The 10,296-nt window shown below is 71.0% G+C and carries 11 protein-coding genes; 2 read left to right on the top strand and 9 right to left on the bottom strand.

Going from position 1 to position 10,296, the window contains the following annotated elements; all coding sequences use genetic code 11:
* Both GA0111570_RS16780 and GA0111570_RS16775 read right to left on the bottom strand, forming a co-directional pair.
* Positions 1-1,861, bottom strand: a 1,861-nt coding sequence (locus tag GA0111570_RS16780) for an ATP-dependent Clp protease ATP-binding subunit (RefSeq protein WP_092613809.1), incomplete at its 3' end; no start/stop codon positions are given.
* A 215-nt stretch (positions 1,862-2,076) separates the two neighbouring features.
* Positions 2,077-2,418: a histone-like nucleoid-structuring protein Lsr2 gene (locus GA0111570_RS16775; protein WP_092613808.1), complete on the bottom strand. Its 342-nt coding sequence runs from the start codon at positions 2,416-2,418 to the stop codon at positions 2,077-2,079.
* Between the two features lie 325 nt (positions 2,419-2,743).
* On the opposite strand from GA0111570_RS16775, the gene GA0111570_RS16770 reads away from it, so the two are divergent.
* Complete coding sequence (locus GA0111570_RS16770; protein WP_092613807.1) at positions 2,744-3,676, top strand: SAM-dependent methyltransferase; 933 nt, start codon at positions 2,744-2,746, stop codon at positions 3,674-3,676.
* Between the two features lie 9 nt (positions 3,677-3,685).
* Positions 3,686-4,840 (top strand): NADH-quinone oxidoreductase subunit D-related protein, encoded by a 1,155-nt coding sequence (locus GA0111570_RS16765; protein ID WP_092613806.1) that lies wholly within the window; start codon positions 3,686-3,688, stop codon positions 4,838-4,840.
* A gap of 15 nt (positions 4,841-4,855) precedes the next feature.
* Here the strand turns inward: GA0111570_RS16765 and GA0111570_RS16760 are convergent, their stop codons facing one another.
* The 7 genes from GA0111570_RS16760 to folE form a co-directional block, all read right to left on the bottom strand.
* Complete coding sequence (locus GA0111570_RS16760) at positions 4,856-6,211, bottom strand: PAS domain-containing protein (protein ID WP_092613805.1); 1,356 nt, start codon at positions 6,209-6,211, stop codon at positions 4,856-4,858.
* Between the two features lie 258 nt (positions 6,212-6,469).
* Entirely contained in the window at positions 6,470-7,141 is a 672-nt protein-coding gene (locus GA0111570_RS16755) for a coiled-coil domain-containing protein (protein ID WP_139283304.1), read from the bottom strand.
* Positions 7,142-7,207: 66 nt separating this feature from the next.
* Positions 7,208-7,753 carry a DUF3180 domain-containing protein gene (locus GA0111570_RS16750; RefSeq protein ID WP_092613803.1) on the bottom strand — a complete coding sequence of 182 codons (546 nt, stop codon included), beginning with the start codon at positions 7,751-7,753 and terminating at the stop codon, positions 7,208-7,210.
* Positions 7,750-8,304 carry a 2-amino-4-hydroxy-6-hydroxymethyldihydropteridine diphosphokinase gene (gene folK / locus GA0111570_RS16745; RefSeq protein WP_245703273.1) on the bottom strand — a complete coding sequence of 185 codons (555 nt, stop codon included), beginning with the start codon at positions 8,302-8,304 and terminating at the stop codon, positions 7,750-7,752. The genes GA0111570_RS16750 and folK overlap by 4 nt, the downstream gene beginning before the upstream one ends.
* Positions 8,305-8,409: 105 nt before the next feature.
* Positions 8,410-8,781, bottom strand: coding sequence for a dihydroneopterin aldolase (gene folB, locus GA0111570_RS16740; RefSeq protein ID WP_175557554.1), 372 nt, complete (start codon positions 8,779-8,781; stop codon positions 8,410-8,412).
* An 8-nt stretch (positions 8,782-8,789) separates the two neighbouring features.
* Positions 8,790-9,638, bottom strand: a complete 849-nt coding sequence (folP, locus tag GA0111570_RS16735; protein WP_092613812.1) for a dihydropteroate synthase — start codon at positions 9,636-9,638, stop codon at positions 8,790-8,792.
* Positions 9,639-9,678: 40 nt separating this feature from the next.
* Positions 9,679-10,296: a GTP cyclohydrolase I FolE gene (gene folE / locus GA0111570_RS16730; protein ID WP_217634244.1), complete on the bottom strand. Its 618-nt coding sequence runs from the start codon at positions 10,294-10,296 to the stop codon at positions 9,679-9,681.

The following is a 10,296-nucleotide window of genomic DNA, read 5'->3' as shown; positions in this document are numbered from 1 at the left end:
GCTTGCGGCGCACCTTCTCGGTGAGCTGGCCACCCTCCTCGTACCCGACGTAACCGGGCGGGGAACCGAACAGTCGCGAGGCGGTGTGCTTCTCGGAGTATTCCGACATGTCGAGGCTGATCAGCGCCTCCTCGTCACCGAAGAGGAACTCGGTCAGCGCCTTGGTCAGCTCGGTCTTGCCGACGCCAGAGGGGCCGGCGAAGATGAACGAACCGGAGGGACGGCGGGGATCCTTCAGGCCCGCGCGGGTGCGGCGGATCGAGCGGGACAGCGCACGGACGGCGTCCTCCTGCCCGATGTAGCGCTTGCCGATCTCCTTCTCCATGTTCAGCAGGCGGCTGGACTCGGCCTCGGTGAGGCGGAAGACCGGGATGCCGGTGGCACCGGAGAGCACCTCGGCGATGGCCTCCTCGTCGACCTGCGGGGTGACGGTCGCGTCACCCACCTTCCAGGCCTCCTCCTTCTCGGCACGCTGGGCCAGCAGCTGCTTCTCGTCGTCACGCAGGGACGCCGCACGCTCGAAGTCCTGCTGGTCGATCGCGGCCTCCTTCTCGACCCGGACCTTCGCGATCCGCTCGTCGAACTCGCGCAGGTCCGGCGGTGCGGTCATCCGCCGGATCCGGAGCCGGGCACCCGCCTCGTCGATCAGGTCGATCGCCTTGTCGGGCAGGAACCGGTCGGAGATGTAGCGGTCCGACATGGTCGCGGCTGCCACCAGGGCGTCATCGGTGATGGTGATGCGGTGGTGCGCCTCGTACTTGTCGCGCAGGCCCCTGAGGATCTCGATCGTCTCGGCGATCGAGGGCTCGGGCACCTGGATCGGCTGGAAGCGGCGCTCCAGCGCGGCGTCCTTCTCGATGTGCTTGCGGTACTCGTCGAGCGTGGTGGCGCCGACGGTCTGCAGCTCGCCACGGGCCAGCATCGGCTTCAGGATGCTCGCGGCGTCGATCGCGCCCTCGGCCGCACCGGCACCGACCAGGGTGTGGATCTCGTCGATGAACAGCACGATGTCGCCGCGGGTCTTGATCTCCTTCAGTACCTTCTTCAGGCGCTCCTCGAAGTCACCGCGGTACCGGGAGCCGGCCACCAGCGATCCGAGGTCGAGGGTGTAGATCTGCTTGTCGCGCAGGGTCTCGGGGACGTCGCCGCGCACGACTGCCTGGGCCAGGCCCTCGACGACGGCGGTCTTGCCGACGCCGGGCTCACCGATCAGCACCGGGTTGTTCTTCGTACGACGCGAGAGCACGGTCATCACGCGCTCCATCTCCTTGTCGCGACCGATGACCGGGTCGAGCTTGCCCTCGCGGGCGAGCTGGGTCAGGTTGCGACCGAACTTGTCGAGCTCCGCCGACGACGCGGGGGCCGAGGCGCCCACTCCGGCGGTCTGCGGCTCGCCGGCCTCGGCACCGCCGACCTCGCGGCCCTGGTAGCCGGACAGCAGCTGCAGGACGGTCGAGCGGACCCGGTTGAGGTCGGCACCGAGCTTCACCAGCACCTGCGCAGCGACGCCCTCACCCTCACGGACCAGGCCGAGCAGGATGTGCTCGGTGCCGATGTAGGAGTGGTTGAGCTGCAGGGCCTCGCGCAGGGACAGCTCGAGGACCTTCTTGGCACGCGGGGTGAACGGGATGTGCCCCTTGGGAGCCTGCTGCCCCTCACCGATGATCTCGACAACCTTCTCGCGGACGGCGTCCAGCGAGATGCCGAGCTGTTCGAGCGCCTTGGCTGCCACGCCCTCACCCTCGTGGATCAGGCCCAACAGCAGGTGCTCGGTACCGATGTAGTTGTGATTCAGGGCGCGTGCTTCGTCTTGGGCGAGCACGACGACGCGTCGGGCCCGGTCGGTGAAGCGCTCGAACATAAAATCTCCTCCGTCTGCGGCCGGCCTGGCTGGCCTGACCGCGGCACCCCGGTCCCAGCCGAGGTGTGTCAAGTCTAGTAACTCCCGGCCATCCGACAATGTTCCCGATGAAGACCGTCTGTTCGCCTGCAGCGCAATACCGCCCCGCCGACGCGCGCCGCCCACCACGGACTCCCCAGGTCCATGGCGAGCGGCGCTCGGTCGAGGCGCGGGAATCAGGCGTGGGCTTCCTCGTACGACGCGCGGACGTTCGCCGGAACGCGGCCACGATCGGAGACCTCGATGCCCTGGGTCCTGGCCCATTCGCGGATCGCCGTCGCGGAGGTTCCGGAGCCGCCACCGGTCGGGGCGGACGAGGAACGCTTCGCGGTCGTACGACGGCCGCTCACCCGGCGGGCGTGGGAGACCCAGGGAGCCATGGCTTCCTGGAGTTCCGAGTAGTGCTCCTCGTTCAGGTCGATCTCATAGGAGACGCCTTCGAAGGAAAAGGTGACCTGGTGCTGCGCCGGAGTGGCGTCGAGATCGTCCTCGAGAATCAGCATGGTGCGGCGTGCCATGGGGTGCCTTTCAGATGTGCCCGGAAGGGCTGTGGGGGGTGGTGATACACAATGGACAACCGGGACGTGGAACAACGAATCCTCCGCTCCCGTAGTGGTCCACATTCTTGATGGTAGACGAAAGAATACCGATCGGGAAATAGGTGCGACATTTCACTCTGGAATCACTATTGGCGGGGACCCGACTTTCCCCAGACTCTGTGAGGAAGCTATGGACTGGCAGGACGAATGGTGGACGTCGTCGCTGGGTAGGAACGGATTCTGGCATAGGGAACATCCGGCCGATCATTTCCGTACGTCGGCGGGCGACGCGGGCGATGCCGCGATGACGGCCGAATACCTCCGGGCGCTGCTCTCGGTTCTCCCCGAGCACCTCCGGCACCACTCGGGCGCCCCCGGCCACGGATCACCGGCCGGCGATCCGACCAGGATCGCGCCCACCCTGGTCGACCTGGGCGCCGCGGACGGCTCGCTGCTCCGCGCCGCGGCCAGGGCACGTCCCGGCTGGGCGCTGCACGGCGTCGACGTCCGACCGGCACCGGCCGACCTCCCCCCAACTGTGCATTGGCACCAGCACCTGTGGGACGTACGTACCACAGGCTGGACCGGGCCGGACGGCCTGCCGACGAACCTGCTGGGACCCGACGGGCCGGACGGCCCGCTGCTCGTCGTCGCCCACGAGTGGCTCGACGACCTGCCCTGCCGGGTCGCGCAGCGGACCCCGACCGGCTGGGAACTGCTCGGGCCCCACGGCCCGACCGGCTGGGCACCCGACCCGGCCGAGGCCTGCTGGCTGGAGGCCTGGGCCGGTGACGCCCGGACGGTCGAGGTCGGCCTGACCCGGGACCGGGCCTGGGCCGCGATCGCCGCCTCGCTGCCGCCCGGCAGCATCCTGGTCGCGATCGACTACGGGCACCTGCGCCGCGACCGGCCGCCGGAGGGTGCGCTGCTGGGCTACCGGGACGGCCTGCTGGTCGATCCGGTGCCGGACGGGCGGACCAACATCACCGCCCCGGTCGCCGTCGATGCGCTCGCCGCTGCGGTGGAACGGGTGCCCGGCGTACGCCGCCTGCTCGTCGCCCGGCAGAGCACGGTGATGGCCGACCTCGCGGACACCGTCCCTGCCGACCCCCTCCCCGCCGACCGAGGCGCCCCGCTGGCGGCGCTGGTCGGCGCCAACCGCCGGCGTGCGCTGGCCGATCCGGGCCGGCTGGGCGCGAACTGGTGGCTGGTCCACGCCGTCGGACCCACACCCTAGGCTGGACCCATGCCCTCACTCCACGTGGTGGTCGGTTCCTCGGCCCTCGGTACGCTCCCCGGAGGCAGGATCGCAGACGGCACCCTGCTGCTCGACCTGGGCCCGGACCATCCGAGCCGCGCCGGCCTGCTGGAGCTCGACCTGTGGACCACCCCGGACGGGGAGAGGATCGAGCGCGCCGACGTCACCGTCGGGGCGATGCACCGCGGAGTGGAGAAGCTGTTCGAGGTCCGCGACTACCGCCAGATCCTGATGCTCGCCGACCGGCACGACTGGCAGGCCCCCTTCGCCGGCGAGCTGACCGTCGCCCTGGCCTGCGAGGACCTGCTGGGCATGACCGTGCCGCCCCGGGCGGTCTGGCTGCGGACCCTGCTGGCCGAACACACCCGGATCGCCTCGCACCTGGGCTTCCTCGGCTACCTGACCCACCGCACCGATCCGGCGGACCGGAGGGTGGCCCGGCTCCGGGAGTCGCTGCGCGAACAGCTGCGTACGCTCACCGGCAACCGGGTCCATCCGATGGTCACCCGGATCGGCGGCCTGGCCGCCGACGCGGACGACGGCTGGCTCGACGCAGAGACCGCCGTGGCGGACGTCGCACGGACGCTGGCGGGTGACCTCGGATCGCTGGTGGCCTCCGACTTCGGCGACGCGGCCGGTGTCGCCGTGCTCGGCGACGAGGTCGGTCGCGGTTACGGTGTGACCGGGCCGGCGATCCGCGCCGCCGGGGTGGACGTCGACCTGCGGCGGCAGTACCCGTACCTTGCCTACGCCGAGCTGGAGGTCCCGGCGGCCCCGGCCGGCGGTGTCGGTGACGCCCGGGCGCGGCTGGGACAGATGGCGAGCGAGGTGGCCGACAGTGCCCGGCTGGTCGCCGCGTGCGCCGAGCGCCTGCGGACCATCGACGGTCCGGTCGCCCAGCCGTTGCCGAAGATCCTCAAGCTGCCCGACGACGAGGGCTACCTCGCCACCGAGGCACCGCTCGGGCAGGCGGGTGCCCACATCGTCTCCCGTGGGGACAAGACACCGTGGCGGCTGCACCTGCGCACGCCCTCGTTCGCCACCGTCTCGGCCCTGCCTGCAGTGTTGCCGGGGGTCCGGGTCGCAGACCTGGAGCTCGCCCTGGCCTCCCTCGGCCACGTGGTCGGCGACGTCGACCGCTGAGCGGCCCACGGCGGGTCAGGCCCCGGCGGACGCCAGTCCCTGGGCCAGCCCGCTGATCCTGGCCGCACCCGCCCGTAGGGCAGCGGTGTCGGCAGGGGCACCGGAGTCGGCGCACCGGGCGCCGATGGCGCGCAGCTGCCGTACCGCACGGTCCGAGGCCTCCAGCTCGGCCTCGATCTGTGGCAGCAGGTCGGCGACCGGACCGGGCAGGTCACGTTGGGAGGCCACGGCGTCCCACTCGGCCATCACCCGGCTGGGCGCCTGCAGCAACTGGGCGGCATCCTCGATCCGCACGATGGCCCGGTCGACCGCCTCCAGGTGCACCGGCGCCTGCGTCTCCAAGTCCCGGAACCCGCTCTCGAGGGCCTCGCACAGCAGCCCGACGGCAGGCAGGGCCTCCTCCGAACCGGCCTTCCGGTCGATCAGCTCGGCGAGGTAGTAGCCGGTCATGTACTGGTGCAGGCGGGCCAGGGCGATCAGGAACCGGGACCGGGCAGCAACCTCCCGGACCTCCCCCATCTCCGCCATCAGCGCGTGCATCAGGGCGTCCATCTCCCCGCCCATCGACATCCACCGGCGCAGCGGCTCGACCAGTGACTCGAACTGGTCGTCCAGCTCGGGCTTGGCTGCGATCATCGCGGCCAGCGCGGTCGAGCGGTCGATCGTGCCCTGCAGGACGTAGACCGCATCGCCCATGTCGCGCATCAGCTCGGATATCGGGTCCAGCCGGACCATCAGCACGGTGAGGTCCGCGAAGACCGACCGTAGCTCCTCGAGCATCTCCCGCAGCGGTCCGGAGGCCTGGGGACGCTCGGGCAGTCCGCCGAGCGCCGCCTCCAGGGTGGACACCTCGGCCGGGAGCATGCCGAGCATGACCTCGTCGTACGATCCCATCCCGCCGTCCTCGATGAGCCCCTGCAGGTGGTCGGCACCGCGGGTCGCGGCATCGGCCCGCGACATCCCGTCCGAGCGCAGCTGGTACTCCAGGTCGCAGGTGGCCTCGTAGAGCATCGACATCAGGACGAAGCTGTCCTCGACCAGCGGAGCCGTACGGACCGACAGGAAGCCGCCGTCGGGGAGCGGGGTGATGGTGGCGAACACGTCGTAGCGCACGCCGTCGGCCGCGAGGTTGTGGACGTAGCCGACGAAGGGCCGGCCGGCGAGCAGCCGGTCCCACATCATCCGGAACGCGCCGCCGGGCATCATGGGGTGCCGGACCACGTTGTGCGAGTGACCGACCAGGTCCTCCCGGGAGGTGGCGGACAGCCGGGCGAACGTGGCGTTCACCTGGCGGATGATCCCCTTGTGGTCGGTGACCGAGAAGAAAAGGTCCTCGACACCGACGTCGCGTACGGCACCTGTCGGCTCCACGTCGCGTCCTCCCCTCGCCCGCCCACCGGCCCGACCGCTGCGGGCCCCTCAAGCTGCTGACCCGTTCACGGTATCGCCTCGGGCCCGAGAGGCGGCCAGTCCGGCCTCCGCTTGCCAATGATTGCCAGCACCTTGCCCCTCCCGGTGATTCCGTTGGCATCCGGGCACGGAGACCCGAGCCCGGCCGGGACGACGAAGACCCCGCACCGATCGGTGCGGGGTCCTCGGTTCTTCAGGGGTGCAGCGACCAGGAGCGGGTCAGGCGTGCCTGCGCTGCTCCGGGGCCGGTTCGGGGTAGGCCAGGGCCTTCATGTCGACGACCGTGGGGTGGTCACCGTCGGACCACAGCTCCTCGGCGGTCGGCACGGCCGCCCAGACCGGGGACGAGTCCTCGGTCATGGTGCCGCGACGCGGCAGCGCATAGACCTCGGCCTCGTCGGCGAGCAGGTGCTGGAGCTCGGCATGGGCCTTCTGCAGGTCCTGGCGAAGGCTCGACATCTCGACGTCGCGCACGGCGATCGTCTGGGACATCTCGCTCTTCAGCTTGCGCAGCGTGGCGATCTCGGCCCGGAGCGTACGGATCTCCGTGCTGAGGTCGTCCACCCGCGAAGCGATCGCGTTGTTGCGCGACTCGAGGGAGTTGACGACGGATATGTTGGAACGCCGCTCGCGCGACAGTTCGAGGCCCTGGGAACGCGCCTGGTCGAGGTCCTTGCGGGCCGCTGCGCGGCGCTCGATGGAGGCCTCACGCCAGGCCAGCAGGACGCTGGCGACGGCGGTGGCGGCGGCCAGCAGGACGCCGGCTCGAACCACCCAGACGGTGCCGATGGCAAGGGCAGCCGCAACGAGGAGACCAGCGACGAGGATGCCGATGGTCAGCTTGCGCGCGGGGGAAGAAGCGGCACGACGGCCGGAAGCTGCACTACTCACCCTGCCAGCCTAGCGGCGCGCGTGGGCCCGACCGTCCCGGACACGCGAGTGTCGCCGACGGGGATGCTATCCGGCCGACCTCGGCCGGTCCCCGGGGGCCCCGTCCTCGTCGTCATCGGGCACCCGGCAGGCGCGCTCCAGCGCGATCCCGGCGGCGCCCAGGCCGGCACCGGCCAGGGCGGCCAGCGCGGAGCCGACCACCCGGGCCAGCCCTGCCTCGGCGTCCAGGCGGGGCAGGAAGCTCGCGCCGAACACCAGGTAGCCACCGACGACGGTGGCCCCGACCAGGGCCGCGGACTTGCCCAGCACCAGGGAGTACAGGCCACGCTCGGGGTTGATCGGCTCGTGGCGGACGTGGACGGCCTGCCACATCCTCCGGGCCATCACGGCGAGCCCAACCGCTGCCACCGCGAGGGCGGCGGGGGCGGTCCAGGGCACGTGCATCGGCGTACGTCCCGCTCCGGTCACCACCGGACCGAGGATCCAGCCCGCGATCGCCCCCAGCAGGGCGGCGACCACCAGCAGCCGCGGCGGGGTGGGCAGGATGCTCGGCCCGCCCCCGGGCCCGGTGGGCTCGTCGGGCAGGTCCTCGGTCGGCAGTTCGCGGCTCATTCGGTGAGGCTCTCCCCCAGGCGGCGGACGGCGCTGGTGTCCAGGCCGGCGAGCAGGTCCCGGACCGAACCGTGGCCCGGGATGGTCGCGTCGGGATCGATGTCGGCCCAGGGCACCAGCACGAACGCGCGCTCGTGGGCGCGGGGGTGCGGGACGGTCAGCTCGGGCAGGTCGATGGTCTTGTCGCCGTACGTGATGATGTCGACGTCCAGGGTCCGCGGACCCCAGTGCACCTCGCGGGTACGGGCGCCGGCCTCCTCGATCGCGCCGATCCGGGCGAGCATCGCCTCGGCCGACTGGACCGTCTCGGCCACCACGACGGCGTTCAGGAAGTCCGGGTTGTCCGCCGGACCGCCGACCGCGCGGGTCTCGTAGATCGGGGAGACGGCGACGACCTCCAGGCCAGGGGTGGACCGCAACATCATCACGGCCTCCTCCAGGTGCTCCCGCCGGTCACCGAGGTTCGAGCCAATCGAGAACACCACCTTGCGCAGGGCTCGCATGCTCAGGGTGTCCGCATTGATCTCGAACGGGGTGGTGGGAGTGGACAATGTCCGTTCCTCTCGTCGTTACCAGGGGCCGCGGGACGTGCACCACGGGGACCCGGTCCGGGTCCCTGCCAGCTGTCCCACGACGGCCGCCTGGCCTGCGCAGGTTCAGCGGACGCGGGTGATCGTCACGCTCGTGTCCCCGAAGGGCACCGGGATCGGTGCCTCCGGCTTGTGGACGGTGACCGTCACTGCCGCGACCCGGGAGAATCCGAGGCAGGTACTGGCGATACGTGCCGCGAGGGCCTCGATGAGGTTCAGCGGTTCGCCTGCGATGTCATCAGCGACCTGGCGTGCCAGCAGTCCGTAGTCGACGGTGTCGGTCAGATCGTCGGTGCGTCCGGCATCCGACAGATCCAGACCCAACGTAACATCTACCGAAAATGTCTGGCCATCGCGTCTTTCGTAGGGGAACACCCCGTGGTACCCGATGCCGGCGATACCGGTCACCGTGATCCGGTCCAGGTCGGACGGGAACACCGCGCGCCTCACAGTCCGCCCCCGAGGAACGTGCCGACCACGCGGTCGGTCATCGCGTCCCGCGGGCCGTCCCCGCGCAGCGCCTGCACCACGGCGATGGCGTCGCGCTGGGCGCGCACCTCGTGCGTACGGACCGCCCAGATCCCGCGCTCGGCCATCCAGCCGGTCACCGCAGCCGTGGCGAAGTCGCGCTCCTTGGGTGAGCCCGGCCGCTGGTCCGCGGCGAGCATGTCGCCGAGGAACCGCTTGCGGGACACCCCGATCAGGACCGGATAGCCGAGCGACGCGAGGTCCTCCACGTGGCGCAACAGCTCCCAGTCCTGTTCCCGGGTCTTGGCGAAGCCGATCCCGGGGTCCACGATGATGTCGTCGGCAGCGATCCCGGCGGCCAGCGCCTTGTCCACCTGTTCGGCGACCTCGGCGTGGACCTCGGCGACCACGTCGGCATACGTTGCCTGCCGGTACATCTCGGTGGAGTGGCCGCGCCAGTGCATCACGACGTACGCGGCGCCGGACCCGGCCACCGCGCCGAACATGTCCGGGTCGGCCAGGCCGCCCGAGACGTCGTTGATGATCCGGGCACCGACGGCCACCGACTCCCGGGCCACCGAGGCGCGCATGGTGTCGACGGAGACGACCGCCCCGTGCGCGACCAGGGCCTCGACCACCGGCACCACCCGGCGCAGTTCCTCGTCCTCCGGGGTGCGCTCGATCCCGGGACGGGTCGACTCCCCGCCCACGTCCAGCATGTCCGCGCCCTCCTCGAGCAGCCGAAGGCCGTGCTCGATCGCGGACTCGACGGTGGCGTGGTCCCCGCCGTCGGAGAACGAGTCGGGGGTGACGTTGACGATGCCCATCACCTGGGTGCGGGGGGCCCGCGGGATGCTCGACACCGGACTACCTCCCCATGATGAGGCCCATGGCCTCGGCCCGCGTCGCGGGGTTGCGGAGGATGCCGCGTACGGCGGAGGTGACGGTCCGCGACCCCGGCTTGTGCACTCCACGCATCGTCATGCACAGGTGCTCGCAGTCGAAGACCACGATCACGCCGCGCGGACGCAGGTGGTGCACCAGCGCTTCGGCCACCTGGGTGGTCAACCGCTCCTGCACCTGCGGGCGCCGGGCGTACACGTCGACCAGCCGCGCGAGCTTGGACAGGCCGGTGACCTGGCCGTCACCGCCCGGGATGTAGCCGACGTGGGCGACGCCGTTGAAGGGCACCAGGTGGTGCTCGCACATCGACCACACCTCGATGTCCTTGACCAGGACGAGTTCCTCGTGGTTGATGTCGAACGTCGTCGACAGCACCTCGGAGGCCGACTCGTGCATGCCGGCGAAGACCTCGCCGTACATCCGGGCAACCCGGGCGGGGGTGTCGAGCAGCCCGTCGCGATCGGGATCCTCACCGATGCCGACCAGGATCTCCCGGACCGCGGCGGCGACCCGGTCGTGGTCGAACGGGCGGCGGGCGGCGCCCCACTCCTCGGGGCTGACGTCGGGGAACCGGTCGGTCAG

It is taken from the genome of Raineyella antarctica (assembly GCF_900092135.1).
Taxonomy (GTDB): Bacteria; Actinomycetota; Actinomycetes; order Propionibacteriales; family Propionibacteriaceae; genus Raineyella; species Raineyella antarctica.
This window is presented reverse-complemented; position numbering and strand designations above follow the sequence as displayed.

Excerpts from the sequence above, each read along its gene's own strand:
- GA0111570_RS16775 (WP_092613808.1), bottom strand. The coding sequence starts at position 2,418 with ATGGCACGCCGCACCATGCTGATTCTCGAGGACGATCTCGACGCCACT.
- GA0111570_RS16770 (WP_092613807.1), top strand. The coding sequence starts at position 2,744 with ATGACGGCCGAATACCTCCGGGCGCTGCTCTCGGTTCTCCCCGAGCAC.
- GA0111570_RS16765 (WP_092613806.1), top strand. The coding sequence starts at position 3,686 with ATGCCCTCACTCCACGTGGTGGTCGGTTCCTCGGCCCTCGGTACGCTC.
- GA0111570_RS16750 (WP_092613803.1), bottom strand. The coding sequence starts at position 7,753 with ATGAGCCGCGAACTGCCGACCGAGGACCTGCCCGACGAGCCCACCGGG.
- folP (WP_092613812.1), bottom strand. The coding sequence starts at position 9,638 with ATGGGCATCGTCAACGTCACCCCCGACTCGTTCTCCGACGGCGGGGAC.